This window comes from Streptomyces sp. NPDC021012, assembly GCF_044333355.1.
GTDB lineage: Bacteria > Actinomycetota > Actinomycetes > Streptomycetales > Streptomycetaceae > Streptomyces.
In genome coordinates, this window is the sequence record NZ_JBIRQU010000002.1 from 851,918 (window position 1) to 871,597 (window position 19,680).

A 19,680-nucleotide genomic window follows, 5' to 3' on the forward strand; every position below is an offset into this window, starting at 1 on the left:
CGCTGCCCCCCGGGGGGGCCCGGGGCGGGGTCCCCCCCCCAACCCCCCCGGGGGGGCCCCCGCCCGTGGTGTTGGGGGGGGGGGGGGGGCCGCCCCGGGGGCCCCCCCGCCGCCGTGCCTCAGCGGCTGTCGCGGACGGCGACGATGCCGTTGAAGACGCCCACGTACGCGGTGCCGTCGGGGCCGATGGTGATCGGCGCCCAGTTGTTGTCGTAGGACAGGCCGGTGCCGGTGAAGCGCGAGTAGGCGCGCTTGCCGGTGCGGAAGTCGACGGCCGTGAGGTACCAGGCGTCGATGCCCCAGAAGTTGGGGCGCTTCTCGTAGAAGTAGAGCAGGCCGTTGGCCGTGGACAGCTTCGGGACCGTGGAGGGCGAGCGGACGTCGCTCTCCCAGACGGTGTCGCAGCCGCTGCCGTCGGCGCGGACGTCGATCCGGGCCGCGCCGCCGACGACGCTGCGGCCGAGCAGGAGCGTGCTCGGGTTCTCGTAGCCGTAGTTGTTCTCGACGACGAGGCTGTTGCCCCAGCTGATCAGGGAGTTGTCGGTGGTGGAGGCGCCGGATCCGAAGACCGGCACCTTGCAGACGAGCCGCTCGCCGGCGGGGACGTCCGCGCCCCGGCGGTAGACGAGGACGTTCATGCGGTCGTCGGCGTTGTCGGTGATGGCCACGTACTGGTCCTCGGTGCCGAAGAGGTCGGGCGTGGTGCCCGAACCCTGGTTCACCGAGCCGGGCTTGGTGCCGGTCCCCCGGTCGTACGTCTCGCGCCACTGGACGCGCGGGACGCCGTCGGCGTCGGCGCGGAAGCTGTAGAGGGCGTGGTCGGTGACGATGGAGACGCCGTCCTCGGCGACGGAGAAGGAGTTCTGGATCTCCTCGCCGTCGAGCCTGATCGCGCGCAGGGCGCCGGTCGCGGGGGCGACGGTGCCGACGCGGCCGAGGCGGGTCACCCACCAGATGCGGCCGTCCCAGTCCGGCATGACGGAGGTGACGGGGTCGCAGACGCCGCTGGGGAAGAGGTTGGTCCAGCTGACGCAGTCGTGCGGGACGAGGGAGGTGAGGTCCCAGTCGTTCTCGACGGCGAACTCCCAGGACCCGTCCGCCTTCTGGCGGTGGACGATGCGCAGGACGTGCTGGCGGGAGTCGGCGAGGACGACCCGGTCCTGGTCGTCGAGGTAGAAGTAGGCGCCGCCGGAGGTGTCCTTGAAGATCTCGTCGTGGGCGGGATTCCCTTTGCTCCCACACTGGTGGGAACTATTTATGGCATGAGCTTCGACTCCATGCCCGGAGCTGCGCTGGGGCCTCGGGTGCCCTTCGCCATCGGGTTGATGGGGGTGGTATGAGGCAGTTTGTACGTGATTTTCAAGCGGCGAGGCTGGCCGTAGCGGGCACCTGTCTCAAGCACGCGCCGCGCACCGTTTGCGCATGCATCGCCGCGCAAACCACCCATTCAGGGCGCTGGGGAGAAGTGATGCGGGTGATCTCCTCGCCCTCCCCTTCACAGGCCCTCTGAGCTGGCCTTTCGGGGATCCGGAAGCGCTGGGGAGGATCTGGGGAGAACCGGGGTCGCCAACCGCACCTCGCACCTACGCCATCAAGCCCGTTCGCCGGACGGTTCGCCACCCTCTGGACTGCTCGTCGATGTCGCGGCAAATCACCGTGGGTGACAGCGGGCCGGGCCGGTGAGGGGGCCGACCGCCCGCCCCATGGCCGAACTTCCGGGCAGCGCGTCCGCAGACAGCGGGCGGCCCCTGGCCAAGGACCACAAGAAGGCAGGCCAACCATGCTCACCATCGGGATCATCCTCGGCAGCACCCGGCCCCACCGCGTCGGCGACCAGGTCGCGCGCTGGGTCCTCGACCATGCCTCGCGCCGCACCGACGCCCGCTTCGAGCTGCTCGACCTGCGCGACCACCCCCTCCCCCACCTCGACGAGCCGCTGCCGCCCTCGTTCGGCCAGTACCAGAACGAGCACACCCGCCGCTGGGCCGAGACCATCGCCGCATACGACGGATTCGTCATCGTCACCCCCGAGTACAACCACGGCATCCCCGGCGTCCTGAAGAACGCCCTCGACTACCTGTACGCCGAGTGGAACAACAAGGCCCTCGGCCTCGTCTCCTACGGCGCCACCGGCGGCACACGCTCCGCCGAACACCTGCGCCAGGTCGCCGCCGAACTCCAGATGGCCGACGTACGGCAGCAGGTCGTGCTCTCCATGATCACCGAATTCGAGAACTTCACCGTGTTCAAGCCCGGCGACTACAACCTGGGCGCACTCAACACCATGCTCGACCAGGTCGTCGCCTGGACCACCGCGCTCGCACCCCTGCGGACGGCCCCGGCCGTCGTGGCCTGACCGGCCCGCCCGCAATCGGAACCAGGAACCACCATGACCAGATCCCCCGCCGATCTGATGCGAGTGAACCTCCTCGACGTGTTCAACGAACCGGATCCGGTCCGCCGGGCCGCGATCGTCGCCGAGCACTACGCCGAAGACGTGGTGTGGCACGAACCGGACCGCGTCATCCGTGGGCACACGGACCTCACGAAGCGTGCCGAGGAGCTGCGCGCTGAGAATCCGGACTGGGTCTTCCGCCCCACGGGCCCCCCGTCGGGCCTCGACGACATCGGCCACCTCGGTTTCGAGTATGGCCCGGTCGGCCAACCTCCGATGGCAACCGGCATGGACATCGCTCGCACCGACAACGGCGTCATCATCGAGCTCTACACGATCACCACGGAGATCCGTTCGGAGTAGCCCCGATCGCGCGGGATCCACCGAAGAGCCGCCTCACTCAGCCGGCGTTCGCGAGCAACGGCGTGAGGTCGACCGCAGCCGGACGGATCGTCGTGCGCCGCGCGCCGGACTACGAGGCGCCCAGCGGCGCACCCCACGGCAGTCGTCGACACCACCAGGAAACGGGCCGACCAGATGGGGCGGCAGCTCGTGCGCCCCGTCCAGGAGCAGCCCGAGCAGTTCCTCCCCGAAGCTCTCCGAGCGATCCGGGTCCGCGCGGCCTCCGACGGTCATCTTGATGCCTCCAACCAGGCGGCGGGCCGGCGTCCGGGCTGCACGGGCGGCGTGGCTTCCAGGATGCTCCCCGGCGACCGGGCACATCACACGGCTTCCGTGCCCGGCGGCCTTCACGGCCCGGATTCCCCGGCGGGCCGGTTCACGCAGGGCCGGCGCGGCCGGGTCCCGTCGCGCGTCGGGAAGCCCGGCCTGCGACTTCCTCACGGAGCGGAGGACGGCAGCCGAGGGACGGGGCTCTGCCGCCGTGAGGTGCGCAGCCGTGCCCTCCAGTGCCGCCGGCCTGAAGGCCGACGGGCGCGTCCCGCGCACATCGGCTGATGATGGGGGTACGGCCGAACACACGGAGCTGATCATGACGGGTTGGCGCGTCAGGGACTACGCCCAGGACGATCTCGAATCGGTGATCCGAGTCGACGCCGAGAGCGGCACGGCCGAAGAGCCGCCGCTCTTTCCGCTTTCGGACGCCGTGGCGGCCCTCCAGGCCCACCACGCGGCGGTGGTGGCCACCGCGGACGACGTGGTGGTCGGCGCCGCAGTGAGCAGGGTGGACGGTGACCGGGCGTGGATCCTGCGCATCAGCATGGCGCCCGCCTGGCGGCACCAGGGGCTGGGCAGCGACCTGATCACGGCCCTGGAGCACCGGCTGTTCGCCGGTGGCGTCCGAACCGTGCACGCCGTCCTGCCTGACGGCGAGACCGGCGCCACCGCCCTGCACAACTGCGGCTTCGACGCCCGTCCGGGCCTGGTCTTCTTCGAGAAGCGAGGGCAAGTAACCCCGCAGGCGGTCAGCATGCTCGCGTCGCTGGGAGCGGAGCTGCCGCCCGGGAACCTGTGGCAGAAGGTCGCCGGCATGCAGAAGGAGAAGGAGCTCATCGAGCGGCGCCTGGTCCTGCCACTGGCCCATCCCGAAATGGCCGCCCAGCACGGAGTGGAGCCGCCGCGGGCCGTGATGCTCTTCGGGCCGCCCGGGACGGGGAAGAGCACGTTCGCGCACGCCATCGCCAGCCGTCTGGGATGGCCGTTCCTCGAACTGTTCCCCGCCCGACTGGCCGCCGAGTACGGGCTCGCCAGCGGCCTGAACCGGCGCTTCGACGAGATCGCCCGGCTCGACCACGTCCTGGTCTTCATCGACGAGGTCGAGGAGATCGCCGGGACCCGGAGCGGTGCGGACGCGACCGCGGTCGGCGTCGTGAACGAACTACTCAAGGCGATCGTCCGGTTCCGGGGCCAGGACGGGCGGCTGCTCGTCTGCGCCACGAACAACGTGATCACCCTCGACTCCGCGTTCCTGCGGCACGGCCGGTTCGACTACGTGCTGCCGATCGGTCCACCCGACGACCGCGCGAGGACCGCGCTGTGGGAGAGCTACCTGGCCAGGGCGGGAGCGCAGGCCGACAGCACGGCGCTGGCGACCGCCAGCGAGGGGTTCACCCCCGCCGACATCGCCCATGTGGCGCGCACCGTCTCACAGATCCAGTTCGAGCACACCTTCGACACCGGGACCCGGGCCCACCCCACCACCGAGGACTACCTGCGCGCGATCGGCGAAACCAGGCCCACGGTCAGCGCGGCCATGGCCCAGGAGTTCGCCCAGCAGACAGAGGAGTTCGCCCGCATATAGGTGTGCTGCCCGGATCAGGCCGGGCCCGTGGCCCTCCTTCCTCCTCGGCCTCCATGTGCCGGATTCCCTCGTGGGTGAGGGTGACCATCGCCGGGGTGTTGCCCGGCTCCCAGTCGACGGTGATCAGTCCTTCTCCCGCCAGGTATGTGCAGGCGGCGGCCAGGTCTTGCGTTCGCACAGTGTGGCCATGGCCACGTCCTTTCGTGTGTGGGCGGGGTGGGCTCCGGGGCCGGTCGGGGCTTCTCAGATCTCGTCGGAGTGCGCGCAGGTGCCGGCGGGGGTCCTGCCAGCGGCCGGCCACGAGGGGGCGGGGCCGGCTCCGACTCGGCGAGCACGTGGCGCGGCTTCATCGACGGAGCAATCCGCGTCGACAGCCCTGACGTCCCAGGAGGAACTATCGAATTCGGTCAGGACGAGCACCAGCTGGTCCTCCGCGAACCCACGTGCTTCGGCGTCGATCAACTGGAGGAAGGGGGTCGTCAACGACAACAAGGTCAACGTGTCCATGCCGGCGTCGGCGCGTCTCTCCATCTCGACACAGCGGGGATCGACGATCTCGTCGAACTCGACGCGCCAGGTCAGGTCCAGGCCGAAGCTGCCGAGGCGAACCAGTAGCTCAGCCAGCGTCACGTAGTGCTTTCCGTGCCAGGCAGGAAATCTGATCCCCTTCATCCCCGCCTCTGCTTCAGCTGTATCGCGTGCCATGCGGCCCCCTTGTTCAGCGAACAGTAGGCCACGCTCCTGATCAGCTCATACGACCCATCGGACAGGCCCTAGCTGTTCGCCGACCCGTACCAGGCCGACGCCGTCACGCTCCTGGACACCGCCGTCGCGGGGGCGAGCGCATGACCACCACCGGCCTGTACGAGATCGAGACCAGCGAGGGCGACGACGGCACCCCGCGCGCAGTTGTGTCAGCAGAGACCGTGTCCCACGCAGATCGTGTCGCATTACACGAGGGCGGAGCCCTTCATACGTGTCGCATTGTTGCGAGCCATCGTGTCCTTTTCCTGGCTCAAACGCGTGACTGACGTCATGCGGCCGGGGCGGCAAGGGCGATGTTGTTGATCACCGTGCCCCGCGGTCGGTTTGAAGCGATCCGGGACACTCCGGAGCCTCTATGAGACCCGGATCGCTTCAGAACCAGCAGGGGTAGCGAGCTTTCGGAAGTCTTTGGCCGCGACGCTGCGCCGAGCCCGACCGCACCAGACTGGGTCATCGCTTCCTTTGCGCGACTGCCATGCGATCCAGTTCGGCCCGAACTCCCTCTGCTCGCAGCCAGCCGTAACCGGCGTCTTGGAGGAGGCGCAGCAAGCCGTCGATGTCGGCATCGGTCGGGTGCTGCCCGTGCCGGGCAAGAAAACCCTCCAGGTAGGGCGCTGCGGCCTCGTCCCAGTCGACCGCTTCCCGGGCCTCCAGCTCCCAGTCGAGCTCCCACAGTCGGGCGCCGTCGACTCGGCTCCATGAGAGCACGCGACGGCTGTCTGAGGCGACGACGATGTCGTCGACCGGCTGCCGGTGTTCACCGAGGACACGCAGGCACCGTCCGGTGCCGACATCCCACGCCCGGATCTTGAAGTCGCGGCCGGTGGAGATTGCGAAGCGTCCGTCGGCGGTGAATCGGAGCTTGGACGGTGTGTGGTCCGGTTCCTTTTCGAACTGCCGGAGTCGTTCCCCGGTGGCGAGGTCCCACAGCTGAATGGCCCCGGCCTCGTCGCCGGTCAGCAGTTGGCGTCCGTCGGCACTTAGGCCCGCCGAACTCCATTCGACCAAGCCACGCGGCTTGAAGAAGGCTTCATAGCCTGTCGGGTTCTGCGCATTTCCCGGGGGGCGTGGTGCGTCGATCCTGCGGACGAGTTGGCCGTCGGCCACCTCGTGCACCAGCACCGTGTCGCGGTGCACCCCGCCGATCGCGGCCGCAAGGGAGAGCGGACCGGCCCAAGCGACACTGGTGACTCTTTCGTGCATGGTGGACAACACGGAACCCGTGCGCAGGTCCCAGAGCTGAGTCCAGGGATGGCCGCTGAAAAGCGCGTGACTGTCGTCGGCTGCGAAGCGTACCGACCATATCTCGTGTTCGCCCACGTCGAAGGTGTGTAGGCATGCGCCGGTGTCGACCGACCACAGCCGCACCCGGTCGTTCTCACCGGACAAGAGTCGGCGCCCATCGGCGCTCAGGCTGAGGCAGACCCCCATCCCGCCCGACCTGCCGGGGTTCACACGGATCTCGCGCAGTTCGGTGTCGTGCTCGATGTCCCACAGCCGGACCGTGCCGTCGGTGTGGCAGACCGCGGCTACCGTGCCGTCCTGGGAGAGGTCGGCCGACTGGAAGTGCCCGGTGGCAAGCGTCTTGCCGGGCCAGGAGCCGCGTAGGACCGTGCGGATCGATTTGCGGGCCAGCTTTCGCCAGGCGGACAGCACGTGCGACTGACGTTCGTACCCTGCCGTGGCGCGCGCCTGCGTGAGCAGGTCAAGTGCCGCCGGCAGACGTCCGTCGGCCATCGCCTGCTCCGCCGAGACCACCTGCGCCTCCACCTTCTTACTCAGGTTGGCTAAGTCGGTGACGGGACGTGGCCGGCTCAGTTGGAGGATCGCGCTCCCGGTTTCGGCGGTCTTGGGTCCGGCCGGCATCGTCCAGCGCGCGACGGTGCCGTTGTCGCTGACCGAGATCGCACGGCGGGCGTCGCCCGCCAACCTCACCTCGTCCACGTAGCCACCCGTTTCGGGTAGGGCGAAGGTTCGCAGGCAACGGCCGGTGCGCAGATCCCAGAATCGGACAGTCCTGTCCACCTGTCCGCTGGAGAGTAGGAACCGCGAGTCACCGCTGAACGAGAGTGCCCTTACCCCACTGCGGTGTCCTTGGAGCCTGTGGGCGCACTGACCGCTCACCAAGTCCCACAGACGGATGGTCCCGGCTGCGTATCCGCTGGTGACCGCGGAGCGGCCGTCGGGGGATACGCGGAGAAAGCCCGGGGCGATCCCGTCGGGTATGGGCGCGGTCTGCCACCCGCGTCCGCTCGCCGGCTCCCACATCCGAATCCGATCGCCGTCGGCGAAGAGAGCCAGACGCCCGTCAGCGGTCAGGTCGATCCCTGCCCGCCAGCCTCCGTCGTCCTCGTCGTGCAGCACGGTCCGTCCAGCTCCCCAGAAGTCCCAGAGCGTTACCTTCCCTTCCTCCGCCCACAGCACGAACCGTGCGTCGGCGCTGATCCGGACGGTGTAGTACTCGCCCCGAGCCACGAACCCCCTGCCTGGTCGGCGCGGCCGCTCCGTGCGCACCTCGTACAGGCCGCGGCCGGTGGTCAGGTCCCAGATTCGAATCGTGTCGTCCCCGCTCGCGGAGGCACCGACAGTGCCGTCTGGACTGATGTCGACGGCGATCACCGGACGGCTGCTCCCAGAGAGCGTCAGGTGGCAGTGCCCGCTGTCCAGGTCCCACAATCGCACCGTGCCGTCACGGCCGCCGGTCAGCGCGAGCGACGCGTCGGCGGCGATGCGGACTGGGTTCACGATGGACTGCTCGCCGCGCCAGGCGATTGCCGAGGTCTCGGTGCAGCGGGCGTCGACACCCAGGGGGGACCGGGCGGCGCGTAACGCCGCTCTGACGTCCGGTTCATCAGAAGTCTCGTGCAGTACCGACTCCAGCAACGCGCGGGCGGAGGTCAGGTCGCCGCGTTCCAGGTGTACTTGGGCGAGCAGGTGCCGGGCCTGCCAGGAGTCGTCGCCGGCGCGGATGCCGTCGAGTGTGGCGATGAGGTTCTCGTCGGTGATGTCCGCGCGTCGCCACCGCCGCAGGCCGTGGTTGTAGGCCGCCGCCAGGTGCTGCGGATCGGCTTTTGTCGCTGCCGTGAACGACCGGTCGGAATCGCCCGGTCTGCCGAGGTCGAGCAGGGAGAGGGCACGGTTGTTCAACTCGTCCGCCAGCAGTTCGGAGGCCTTGGGCATCTGACGAGGATGGGGGTGTCCCAACGCCCGCTGATAAATCCCGGTCAGCTCGGCGGCGATCTCGGACATCGATCCCGGTCGGTGCGCGGGGTCATGGCGCAGGCATCGTTCCAGCAGGTCGGCAAGGTCCGAGGGCAGGTGAGGCGGGCCGCCGTCCGGGGGAACGCCTTCCGCCTGGGCGCGGTGCTGCGCGAGGACTTCACCCGCGACCTCGCCGGCCCGCCAGGTCGCTCCTCCGGTGAACATCTCCAGTACTGCGACCGCGTAGCTGTAGACGTCGGTGCGCCGACCCAGCGGCAGTCCGTCTACTTGCTCGGGCGAGGCGTATCTCCGGGTGTATCCGCCTGCCGAGACCGGGACACTCACGCCTGGCGCGGTGTCGTCCGCGGCCGCCGCGAGAGCGACGGCGCGTGCCCGGGCGATGCCGAAGTCGGTGACCTTCGCCGTGACGGCGCCTTCCCCCGACTCCTCGATCAGGACGTTCGCCGGTTTGACGTCCTGGTGCACGAGACCTCGGCTGTGCGCGTGCTCGAGGCCCCACGCGAACTGGATCGCGAGATCGAGCATGCGGGCCAGCACGCCGCGGTGGTCCCCGTTGTAGAGCCTCCGGCCGCGGATCCAGTCATGGAGGCTGCCTCCAGGGACGTACTCGGCGAAGACGCGCGGGACTCCGTCGAAGACGCGTACGTAATGGCAGCTGCACACGTGCGGATGCAGCCCCAGCGACACCCAGGTCTCGGCCTCGGTGACGAACTGCTCCCGGCGAGTAGCGTTCCACCACTGCCCTTTCGGGCTCTTAACCGCCAGGTCGGCGCCCCATACGAGATGCCGGACCTGGTGCACCACGCCCATTCCGCCCTGTCCGAGGATCCGCGTCACCCGATAGCGGTCGTCTATGAGGTCACCCTCGCGCCACAGCACCGGATCCGCGTTCACGCATAGTCCGGTTCCGCGGCGACGTCACGCTGCCCCTCGCCGAACATGTCGGTGCCCTCAGTGTCGAACGTCATGACTGGGGATCCTGCGGTGCATCCAGGCTCTAACTGAGCGCCGCTTGAGGAAGATGTCATGACCAGAATTGAAGCACCGGCAGGCAGCATGACGCATACTGATTGCTGCAACCGGCCCGTGGGGCGAGGTATGTAAGAAGCGGGGGAAGCACCTTGGGCTTTCGGTACTACCTCTACGTCAGCGACAGCAAGGTCGACATGCTGCTGCCGCAGATCGATCCGTCGTTCGGCCAGAAGAAGACCAGAGAATTCGGGATCGACGCGAAGGTCGCCAGCTATCGCGATGTCACGGAGAGCACGCCGAACGACGACCGGATCAGTCGCCTGGACCGTGTCGTCAGTCACCTCGAGAAGCACGGTGAGCTGGGGTCGGTCGACGAGCCGGAGACATTCTTCCGAGAGCAACTGGCAATGCGGTGGAATGTGTTGACGGACAGTGACGGCACATCGCTGGCGTACTTCGGTGGTCGCACCGACAGTGGTGTCGTCGTCGGTCTGGGCGGTTCGACGCACCATGTCCTGGGGGCGTCTCCTGATGCCGGGGGCATCCCGACACTCGCCCGGTCCCTGTTGCCCTCGCTACTGGATGGGCTCCGCGTGGACCCGGAGATCGACTCGCTCGTCAACGGCGATCCCGGGCATCGTGCTACTCCAGAAGCGGCGGCTCTGAACGCGGTACGCCGGACCGTGGAAGCGTTGCAAGGGCCGGCGCAGACGATGGAGTTCGTTGCTAAGCGTCTTCTGCACGGGCCGAGTCCGGATCCGGAAGACAGATCCATAGTGCTGCTGGGTTCGCCCCTGTACGTCGCCACTGTCGACTGAGACCGGGCATGGCAGCGGAGGTACGGCTGAGCGTGGCCGTCGTCGGCGCGCAATCCACGACGTTCTCGTATGGCGAGCGAGGCACCGCCATCGTCGGCCGCGCCGCCGACTGCGCCATCGTGGCATCCGCGGACCAGAGGCAAGTATCGCGCCATCACTGCGCGTTCGACATCGACCCGCCGACGGTGCGGGTACGCGACCTCGGGAGCCGGAACGGCACCTACGTCAACGGTGTCAGGATCGACGGTCCCGGCTCCCGGGCACACGACTTGGCCGACGGGGACGAGATACGAGTCGGCACCTTGCTGCTGCGCGTGTCCTCAATTGATGACGGCTTACCCGCCCCGGCCGACGGTGACGCTGACGAACAGATCGACGGTTACACCATCGTGCGGGAAATCGGCAGGGGCGCACAGGGAATCGTCTACCTCGCGCGGCAGCAGGACTCCGGCGAGTCACTTGCCTTGAAGGTGCTCCGGCCCGAGGTGGCTATCCACCCGGAGGCGGTGAACGGCTTCCTGCGCGAGATCAAGAACACCAGAGTGCTCCAGCATCCGAACCTGGTGCGATTCCGCGACGCCGGCTCCACCGGAACGCTGCTCTACTTCGCCTGTGAGTACTGCGAAGGCGGAAACCTCGCCCAACGGGTGATCGAACAGGACGGGACCCTGACCCCCGCCGTCGCCATCGCCCTGATACGCCAGGTCCTCGACGGCCTCGCGTACGCCCACAGCGCCCCCCTGCCCGCGGTGCGCCTCAGTGACGGCACCACGGCTCCCGCGCGGGGCCTCGTGCACCGGGACATCAAGCCACAGAACGTCCTGCTGTCCGGCGCAGGACCCACCCCCGTGGTGAGGATCGCGGATTTCGGGCTCGCCAAGGCCTTCGAACACGCGGGGCTGTCGGACTACACCCGCAGCGGGGCGGTGGGCGGCAGCGTCGCCTTCATGCCACGGGCCCAGATGGTGAACTATAAGTACGCCACGCCCGCCGTGGACGTATGGGCCTCGGCGGCATGTCTGTACTGGGCTCTCACCCGCAGCACCCCCCGGGACTTCCCAGAAGGTACCGATCCCCTTCGTGTGGTCCTGCGTGAGCCCGCAGTGCCGATCCGCAAGAGGAACGCTGCACTCCCGACCGGACTGGCCGCACTGATCGACGACATCCTCGCGGTGGAGGATCCACGCGAGGGCGTCACCCCCTCTGCACAGGAGTTCAGACGCGCCCTGGAGGAGGCGATGTGAGAAGCCTCCGTTCCGGGACAAAGTCGAGCTCGTGCACCAGCAGCAATCTGCTCAAGAAACTCCAACTCAGGGCTAAACCAGCCGATAAGGCTGATGTCCCGCCTCATGTAACCGCTCCTACGGCGGGGAAAGTGGCTGGTCACACGTGTGGCAACCTCATGCGCGCACGGACCTTGACCACCACAAGGGCGTCGGGGCCCTCGTGATACGCCACGGTTGGGCGGCGGCCGCAGCGCGAGGGCGGCTCCGGCTCAGCTGCACGACCCATACGGCGCCGTACCGCTGCGGGCGGCAGGAAGGCGTCGGACATTGCCGAGGCCTGCAGCCTGTTCCCGTAGCCGTTGGATTTCGTCGTGCTGGGCAGCTATCCGGGAAAGGGCGAGGGTCTTGAACGCCGTGAGCTCGGCCAGAGCTTCGTCCCGTTTGGTGACGCGCTTCTGGAGTTCGGCGACCTGGATCTTGAGCCGCTCGATCTGCGTGGCGCGGGGGTCGACGATTTCGCCTGCCTCCTGCAGGGCCGTAAGGCGCCGCGAGGTGCTGGTAGGGGCCAGGGCGCGGGGTGCCGTCCCGGTTTTTCTTCGGGTAGAACGCGGTGCGGGTCACTCCGGCCTCGGCGGCCAGCGCCTTCAGGTCACATCCGCCGCCGGGCGGGAGGTCGCCCTTGAGGATCCGGTCCATCGCGGCCCTGATCGGCGCCGTCATCCCCCCTCCCCCAGCACCGGCTAGCCGCAGTTCGTGATCGACACCTCTGAGCCCACAGCCCGCTCTAAAGCGTGTTGCAGAAGGTTGTGTCCGGGCAGGTCAGGGCCGGTTTCGAGGCCGGTCTGTTCACCTGGCCATGGCGAGGTTGTGCATGTGGGCGACCGCTTGCACCGCGTGGTGGAGACCGCTGCCGCGCTGACGGCAGTCGCGAAGAATCTTGTAGTGCTTCATGCGGGCGAAGGCGTGCTCGACGCGGGCTCTGACTCTGCGGTGCTCGGCGTTGTCCTCCTCCTCGCCCGGCAGCAGGGCCCGTCCGGGCCGTTTGCGGTGCGGGACGACGAGCCCGGTGTTGATGTAGGCGCCGTCGGCCAGCACGGTCACGCCTTCGCAGCGTTGGGCCAGGCCGGAGTCCCGCCATGCCCTCGCGTCCGCGGTGTTGCCCGGCACCGGCCGGGCCGCGGCGATCACCAGCTTGGTGTCGGCGTCGATGATGACCTGCACGTTCGCCGAGAACCGGTAGTTACGCGAGGACGCGCCGGTCTTCCGGTCACGGACCGGGATCAGCGTGCCGTCCACGATCCACAACCGCTCCACCGCGTCGGCCGGGCGAGCGGCCGGCTCGATCGCCAGCAGCGGCCGCAGCCGCTTGATCACCCGGCACACCGTCGCGGGCGAGCAGCCGAACAGCGGCGCGAGCTGCCGCATCGTGAGGTTCGTGCGGTAGTAGACGGCCACCAGCAGCACCCGGTCCGCCAGTGGCAGGCACCACGGCCGGCCACCACCAGGACCGTCCCCGCCCCGTTCCCGGACCACCTTCAGCAACCGTTCGAACTGCCGCATCCGCAGACCCGTGAACGTCTCCACCCACAACGCCTCAGCCCTCAACACCCCACGCATACAGGAGAAATGCCCGGCCGGCAGCCTTCTGCAACACGCTTTAGGCGGTCGCGATCATGAACCGTTCGGCCACCCAACCGGTCACCGCGAAGACGTTCACGCTGACGGCGCTCAACGGACCCGACATCACCTCGATCGACGCGAACGGCAACTTCAGCATCACCGTCCCGGCGGGAACGGCAGTCATGTACCGGTTGAAGGCCGGGAGCACCGCGGCGTACGTGGGCTGGAACTTCGGGCCGTACGGCTCGACCGCCCGTAACGCCACCTCCATCACCGACGGCGACGCGCCGACCGCGGGAACCTGGGACGCCGGCGGCAACACCCTGTCGTCGGACCGGCTGGCCGACAGCTCCCAGCTGCCCGACGGAACGGCCCTCAGCGTCAGGGCCGGGCAGACCCTCACGATCGGCGGCGTTGCCTACACCTGGCGGAACACCACCTCCGGCCAGTTCGACTCCGTCCGCCCCGCCGGACAGACGATCGACTACAACTACGCCGGATCGAAGGTGAACTTCCTCGGCGCCTCCGGCATCGGCGAGGCCGGCGGCACCATCCGCCTGAACTACACCGACGGCACGCCCAGCGACTCGACCTGGGGATTCCCCAGCTGGAACTGCGCGAGCGCGCCGACCTACCCCGCGACGGTCGCGTTCAAGGTGTTCGCACGCAACAGCACCAGCGGCCCGGCGAACACCGGCACCGGATACTGCCTCTACACGAGGTCGGTCGCGATCGCGTCCGGAAAGACCGTGTCGTCGATCACGCTGCCGAACGCGCCCAACGCGCGCATCTTCGCCATCAAGGTGAGCTGACACGCCTGTGCGGTACGAGCTCCGTATCCGGCCGGTCATGCCGCCCGGATACGGAGCAGGCGTCTTCGGCGTACAGGAGAACGCATGACGGACATGACGCGGTTCCGACCCCAGACCGCGCGCGAGTTGAAGTTCCGGCGTCTGGCCGCCGAGCTGCGGCGCAGGCTCCTCGACGGCACCTGGCCCCAGGGCTCGAAGCTGCCCACCGAACATGCGCTGGCCGCCGAGACCGGTCTGTCCGTGACGACCGTTCGGCGCGCCTACGAGGTGCTGGTGGGCCAGCAGCTGGTCGAGCGGCGGCAGGGCGCGGGGACCTTCGCGACGATCCGTCCTGGCACGGTCCGGCCTTCCGGCCGTGCCGTCGGGGTACTGGTGCCCACGGCCACGCTCTACTACCCGCGCGTCCTCCAGGGCATCGAGGAGGCCCTGGCCGTGGCCGGCGCGCGCATGGTCCTCGCCTGCTCCCACTACGACCGGACCATCGAGCGTGACGCGATCGACCGGCTCGTCGACGACGGTGTGGACGGGCTGCTCCTCGTGCCGCTGCTCCACGAGCTCGACGATCCGCTTTCCCGGGTGGCCGAACTCCAGGCCCTGCCGGTGCCCGTGGTGCTGATGGAACGGCGGATCGCCGCCGCCGGCCCACGGGACACCACCGAGCACGTCTGCACGGACCACGAGAGCGGCGCCTATCTCGCCGTACAGCACCTTCACGACCTGGGACACCACAGGATCGGACTGGTGCTGCGCACCGACGGGCCGCCCTCCGTGCCGATCACCGCCGGATACGAGCGCGCGATCGCCGACCTCGGCCTGAGCGCCGCCGAACGAGTCGGCGCACGCACGGACGACTGGGACTTCGGCCGGGCCGATGCGGCGGTCAGGTCCCTCATCGCCGACCGGGCGACCGCGGCCCTGTGCTTCGGCGACCGGGAGGCGTCCCTGCTCCTGGGCGCCGCCCGGCGCGCCGGGCTCCGTGTGCCCGTGGATCTCGCCCTGGTCAGTTACGACAACGAGTTCGCCGATGTCGCGGACGTACCGCTGACGGCGGTCTCCCCGTCGAAGTACCGGCTGGGGCGGCTCGCGGCCGAGATCCTGCTCCAGCGGTTGGCCGACGACGGCGCCGGGCCGGTCCATCAGGTGCAGCTGCGTCCGGAACTGGTGGTCAGGGCCTCATGCGGCGGCATCTCCCCGTGGCTCGCCCACCACACACGCTGACCCCGGACCTGCCCATGGCGGGTCCGGGGTCGGTGTCATCCGGTGAACACGTGCGGCGGGGCCGTTCGTCACCCGCAGGCCCGGCAGAGCTACGGCACGAACACGCCGGCGGGGTCGGCGACTGCGGCAGCCAACCGGCGGCCTGCCTCCCGGAGCCAGTGGGCCGCCTCCGCACGGGCCGTACCCGCCGAGTCGGCGAGTGAGGTGAGCGTGAGCACGGACGGGTCGGCGGACTCACCCGCCACCACTGTGGACGGCACGTCGGCGCGGGCGGCCCGGGCGATGACCTCGCCGACGGCCTTGCCGCGCAGGCTGGTGGCGTCGAACCGGCCCTCGCCGGTGATCACGAGGTCGGCCGAGGCGATGGCCTCGTCGAGGCGGAGGAGGTCCGCGACGGCAGCCGCTCCGGGAGTGATGGCCGCACCCCAGACGGCCGCGAGACCGTAGGCCGTGCCGCCGGCCGCGCCGGCGCCGGGCTGATCCGGGGCGCCGCCGAACAGCTCCGTGAGACGGGTGAGGCCCGCCTCGAGCCGGGCGATCTCCTCGGGACCCGCGCCCTTCTGCGGCCCGTACACGGCGGCCGCGCCGTCGGGCCCGAGCAGCGGGTTGGTGACGTCGGTGAGCAGCCGCACCCCACCGGGCGGGGCGGGGCGGAGACCGTCGCGCTCGATCCGGTGGGCGCCGACGAGCGCGCCACCGCCGTCGGGCAGGGGAACGCCGGCCGTGTCGAGGAGTCGGAGGCCGAGGGCGTCGAGCAGCCCGGTGCCGCCGTCGGTGGAGGCGGAGCCGCCGAGTCCGACGAGCAGGCGGGTCGCGCCGCGGTCGAGGGCGGCGGCGATGATCTCACCGGTGCCCCGGGTGGTGGCGGTGAGCGGGGCGAGGCACCATCCCATCAGCGGCAGACCGCTGGCGATGGCGAGTTCGACGACGGCGGTGCCGTCCGGCAGGAGCGCGTACGCGCCGTCGACGGGCCGGCCGTCGGGGCCGGTGCAGCCGCCCACCCGGTGCAGGGGGGTTCCCGGGTGGGCGGCGGTGACGGCGGCGAGGGTGCCTTCGCCGCCGTCGGCCATCGGACTGATCGTCAGGTGATCGTCCGGTCTGATGGAGCGCCAGCCGTCGGCCAGCGCCTGTGCCGCGTCCGCGGCGGTGACGGTCCCCTTGAAGGAGTCCGGCGCGAAGACGACTCTCACAACGCTTCCACGTACGCGCGGTGACGCTCGAGCATGGTCTGCAGGGTCTGCTCGCCGGGGGTGTTCCAGATCGCCTCGTTGAAGATCTCGACCTCGATCCAGCCCGTGTAGCCGGCGGCGGTGACCTGGTCGGTCATGGCACGGAAGTCGATGTGCCCGTCGCCGACGTGACCCCGGCCGAGCAGGGCGTCGGCCGGCAGGGGCAGGGTCCAGTCGCAGACCTGGTAGGAGGCGATCCGGTCACCCGCGCCCGCCCGCGCGATCTGGGCGGCCAGGTCGGGGTCCCACCAGACGTGGTAGCTGTCGACGACCACGCCGACCTGTTCGGCCGGGAACCGCTCGGCGAGGTCGAGGGCCTGGCCGAGGGTGGAAACGACGGCTCGGTCGGCGCAGAACATGGGGTGCAGCGGCTCGATCGCCAGTCGTACGCCGAAGTCACCGGCGTGCGGGGCGAGTTCGCCGAGCAGGTCGGCCACGCGTTCCCGGGCGGTGGCAAGGTCGCGGCTTCCGTCGGGCAGGCCGCCGACCACCATGACCAGGGTGTCGGTGCCGAGTTCGGCCGCCTCCTCCAGTGCCTGGAGGTTCTCGGCGAGGGCGGTTCGGCGGCCGTCGGGGCCGGGTGCGGTGAGGAAGCCGCCCCGGCACAGGGTGCTGACGGCCAGGCCCGCGTCGCGGACCCGTTTCGCCGCCTCGGTGACGCCGGTCTCGGCGACCTTGTCCCGCCACAGGCCGATCGCCGGGATGCCGGCGTCCGCGCAGCCCTGGACGGCCTCGGGCAGGCTCCAGCCCTTGGTGGTGATCTGGTTCAGTGAGAGCCGTGTCATGCCTCCACCCCCGCCATGGTGAGGAACGCGCGCATCCGGTGGACGGCGAGGTCCGGGTCGGGCAGAATCCCGGCCGCGTCGGCGAGACGGAACAGCTCCACCAGGTGGGGGACGGAGCGTCCGCTCTGCGCCCCGGCGACCATGGTGAAGTGGTCCTGGTGGCCGGACAGCCAGGCCAGGAACACGATGCCGGTCTTGTAGTGGAAGGTCGGCGCGGCGAACAGGTGCCGGGCCAGGGGCAGGGTGGGGCGAGCAGCGCGTCGTACCGGTCCGGGTCGCCGGTGTCCAGGGCGTGCAGCGCGGCGGCCGCCGTGGCGGCGATCGGATCGAAGATGCCCAGCAGGGCGTGGCTGTGCCCGAGTTCGTCGCCGCGGATGAGCTCGGGGTAGTTGAAGTCGTCGCCGGTGTAGAGGCGGACGCCCTCGGGCAGGGCGCGGCGCAGGGCGATCTCGCGGTCGGCGTCGAGGAGGGACACCTTGATGCCGTCGATCCGGTCGGCATGCTCCTTGATGAGGGCGAGGACCGTCTCGGTGGCGCGGTCGAGGTCGGCGGAACCCCAGTAGCCTTTCAGTGCCGGGTCGAACATCTCGCCGAGCCAGTGAAGGATGACGGGTTGCCGCGACTGTCCGATCAGTCGGCCGTAGAGGTTCAGGTAGTCGTCCGGGCCGTCCGCCGCGGCGGCGAGTGCCCGGCTGGCCATCAGGATCGGCTGGGCCCCGGCCTGTTCGACGACCTCCAGCTGCTCTTCGTAGGCGGCCAGGATCTCGGCCAGGGAGGCGTCCGTCGGGGGAAGCTGATCGGTCCCGACACCGCAGGCGAGGCGGCCGCCCACAGCGCGGGCCTCGGCTCCGGAGCGGGTGATCAGCTCCTTGGTGGCGGCCCAGTCGAGGCCCATGCCGCGCTGGGCGGTGTCCATGGCGTCGGCGATGCCGAGGCCGAGCCACCACAGGTGGTGGCGGAAGGCGAGGGTGGCCTCCCAGTCCACGGCGGCGGGTGCGCCGGGGGCGTTGTGCCCGAGGGGATCGGCGACCACGTGCGCGGCGGCGAACGCGATCCGGGAGGAGGACGAGGCGCGATAGGAGGGCGAGGTCCGGTAGGAGCTCGTCGGCCCGGGCAGGTCGAGCTGCTCCGGTGCGCGCAGCCGGTACGTGCCGATGCCGGGAAGCGTGATCTCGGGCATCAGATCTCCAGGTCGGGTACGGCGAGACGGCGGCCCTCGCGGGCGGAGAGCAGTCCGAGTTCGGCGAGCTGGACGCCCTTGGCCCCTTCCAGCAGGTCCCACTGGTACGGCGCACCGGTGACGACGTGCCGGAGGAACAGCTCCCACTGCACCTTGAAGCCGTTGTCGAACTCGGCGTTGTCCGGTACCTGGTACCACTGGTCGCGGAACGACTCGGTGACCGGCAGGTCGGGGTTCCAGACCGGCTTGGGTGTCGAAGCCCGGTGCTGGACACGGCAGTTGCGCAGGCCCGCCACGGCGCTGCCTTCGGTGCCGTCGACCTGGAACTCCACCAGTTCGTCGCGGTCCACCCGTACCGCCCAGGAGGAGTTGATCTGCGCGGTGATCCCGCCCTCCAGCTCGAAGATGCCGTACGCGGCGTCGTCGGCGGTCGCGGCGTAGGGCCTGCCGCGCTCGTCCATACGCTCGGGGATGTGGGTGGCGGTGTGCGCGTACACAGAGCGGACCGGGGCGATGACGTTGTCCAGCACGTACCGCCAGTGCGGGAACATGTCCAGGATCATGCCGCCGCCGTCCTCGGCCCGGTAGTTCCAGGAGGGGCGCTGCGCCTCCTGCCAGTCGCCCTCGAACACCCAGTAGCCGAACTCGCCGCGGACGGAGAGGATCCGGCCGAAGAAGCCGCTGTCCACCAGGCGCTTGAGCTTGAGCAGACCGGGCAGGAACAGCTTGTCCTGGACGGCGCCGTTGCACACCCCCGCCTCGCGGGCGAGTCGGGCCAGCTCCAGGGCGGCGTCCAGGGATTCGGCCGTGGGCTTCTCGGTGTAGACGTGCTTGCCGGCGGCGATGGCCTTGCGGATCGCCGACTCACGGACCTGGGTCAGCTGGGCGTCGAAGTAGATCTCCGCCAGCGGGTGGGCGAGCGCCTCGTCCAGCGAGGTGGTCCAGTGCTCCAGGCCGTGGCGCTCGGCGAGTGCCTTCAGCTTGTCGGTACTGCGACCGACCAGGATCGGCTCGGGCCAGAGCACTTCGCCGTTGCCGAGGGCAAGGCCACCCTGCTCACGGATGGCCAGGATCGAGCGAACCAGGTGCTGGCGGTAGCCCATCCGGCCGGTGACACCGTTCATCACGATGCCGAGGATTCTGCGGGACATGGGTGGTACTCCTTGCGGTGAAGCGGG

At 69.7% G+C, this 19,680-nt stretch carries 13 protein-coding genes and 3 pseudogenes; 8 read left to right on the top strand and 8 right to left on the bottom strand.

The window, feature by feature from the left end; genetic code table 11:
* Positions 1-119: 119 nt before the first annotated feature.
* Positions 120-1,211, bottom strand: a pseudogene (locus ACH4TP_RS09070) (hypothetical protein); the annotation flags it as partial.
* On the opposite strand from ACH4TP_RS09070, the pseudogene ACH4TP_RS09075 reads away from it, so the two are divergent.
* The 4 genes and pseudogenes from ACH4TP_RS09075 to ACH4TP_RS09090 form a co-directional block, all read left to right on the top strand.
* A pseudogene (locus ACH4TP_RS09075) lies at positions 1,204-1,340 on the top strand (transporter); the annotation flags it as partial. The pseudogenes ACH4TP_RS09070 and ACH4TP_RS09075 sit on opposite strands and share 8 nt — an antisense overlap.
* 440 nt (positions 1,341-1,780) lie before the next feature.
* Positions 1,781-2,356 carry an NADPH-dependent FMN reductase gene (locus ACH4TP_RS09080; protein ID WP_369148155.1) on the top strand — a complete coding sequence of 192 codons (576 nt, stop codon included), beginning with the start codon at positions 1,781-1,783 and terminating at the stop codon, positions 2,354-2,356.
* A gap of 33 nt (positions 2,357-2,389) precedes the next feature.
* The gene (locus tag ACH4TP_RS09085; RefSeq protein ID WP_369148154.1) at positions 2,390-2,758 is read left to right on the top strand and encodes a nuclear transport factor 2 family protein; all 369 of its coding nucleotides are present in this window, start codon (positions 2,390-2,392) and stop codon (positions 2,756-2,758) included.
* Between the two features lie 628 nt (positions 2,759-3,386).
* Positions 3,387-4,655, top strand: coding sequence for an ATP-binding protein (locus ACH4TP_RS09090; protein ID WP_369148153.1), 1,269 nt, complete (start codon positions 3,387-3,389; stop codon positions 4,653-4,655).
* A gap of 243 nt (positions 4,656-4,898) precedes the next feature.
* Here ACH4TP_RS09090 and ACH4TP_RS09095 read toward each other — a convergent pair whose 3' ends face one another.
* Together ACH4TP_RS09095 and ACH4TP_RS09100 are read right to left on the bottom strand one after the other, a co-directional pair.
* Entirely contained in the window at positions 4,899-5,360 is a 462-nt protein-coding gene (locus tag ACH4TP_RS09095; protein ID WP_369148152.1) for a hypothetical protein, read from the bottom strand.
* Between the two features lie 510 nt (positions 5,361-5,870).
* Entirely contained in the window at positions 5,871-9,536 is a 3,666-nt protein-coding gene (locus tag ACH4TP_RS09100; RefSeq protein ID WP_398436666.1) for a protein kinase, read from the bottom strand.
* 227 nt (positions 9,537-9,763) lie between these two features.
* On the opposite strand from ACH4TP_RS09100, the gene ACH4TP_RS09105 reads away from it, so the two are divergent.
* Both ACH4TP_RS09105 and ACH4TP_RS09110 read left to right on the top strand, forming a co-directional pair.
* Positions 9,764-10,432: a DUF7019 family protein gene (locus ACH4TP_RS09105; RefSeq protein WP_398436668.1), complete on the top strand. Its 669-nt coding sequence runs from the start codon at positions 9,764-9,766 to the stop codon at positions 10,430-10,432.
* Positions 10,433-10,440: 8 nt separating this feature from the next.
* Entirely contained in the window at positions 10,441-11,676 is a 1,236-nt protein-coding gene (locus ACH4TP_RS09110) for a protein kinase (protein WP_398436670.1), read from the top strand.
* Between the two features lie 828 nt (positions 11,677-12,504).
* On the opposite strand, the gene ACH4TP_RS09115 is transcribed toward ACH4TP_RS09110, so the two are convergent.
* Positions 12,505-13,275: a transposase family protein gene (locus ACH4TP_RS09115; protein WP_398436672.1), complete on the bottom strand. Its 771-nt coding sequence runs from the start codon at positions 13,273-13,275 to the stop codon at positions 12,505-12,507.
* Between the two features lie 56 nt (positions 13,276-13,331).
* Between ACH4TP_RS09115 and ACH4TP_RS09120 the strand changes: the two genes are divergently transcribed.
* On the top strand, positions 13,332-14,090 hold the full coding sequence (locus tag ACH4TP_RS09120) for a hypothetical protein (protein WP_398436674.1): 759 nt from the start codon (positions 13,332-13,334) through the stop codon (positions 14,088-14,090).
* Positions 14,091-14,174: 84 nt separating this feature from the next.
* The gene (locus tag ACH4TP_RS09125; protein WP_398436676.1) at positions 14,175-15,308 is read left to right on the top strand and encodes a substrate-binding domain-containing protein; all 1,134 of its coding nucleotides are present in this window, start codon (positions 14,175-14,177) and stop codon (positions 15,306-15,308) included.
* 89 nt (positions 15,309-15,397) lie between these two features.
* Here the strand turns inward: ACH4TP_RS09125 and ACH4TP_RS09130 are convergent, their stop codons facing one another.
* The 4 genes and pseudogenes from ACH4TP_RS09130 to ACH4TP_RS09145 form a co-directional block, all read right to left on the bottom strand.
* Entirely contained in the window at positions 15,398-16,498 is a 1,101-nt protein-coding gene (locus tag ACH4TP_RS09130) for a glycerate kinase (RefSeq protein ID WP_398436678.1), read from the bottom strand.
* Positions 16,495-17,322 carry a sugar phosphate isomerase/epimerase family protein gene (locus tag ACH4TP_RS09135; protein ID WP_398436679.1) on the bottom strand — a complete coding sequence of 276 codons (828 nt, stop codon included), beginning with the start codon at positions 17,320-17,322 and terminating at the stop codon, positions 16,495-16,497. Before ACH4TP_RS09135 ends, ACH4TP_RS09130 begins: the two co-directional genes overlap by 4 nt.
* Positions 17,319-18,502, bottom strand: a pseudogene (locus tag ACH4TP_RS09140) (dihydrodipicolinate synthase family protein). The gene ACH4TP_RS09135 and the pseudogene ACH4TP_RS09140 overlap by 4 nt, the downstream one beginning before the upstream one ends.
* A complete protein-coding gene (locus ACH4TP_RS09145; protein ID WP_398436680.1) occupies positions 18,502-19,653 on the bottom strand; it encodes a Gfo/Idh/MocA family protein in 1,152 nt (383 codons plus the stop codon). Before ACH4TP_RS09145 ends, ACH4TP_RS09140 begins: the two are co-directional and overlap by 1 nt.
* Positions 19,654-19,680 lie beyond the last annotated feature (27 nt).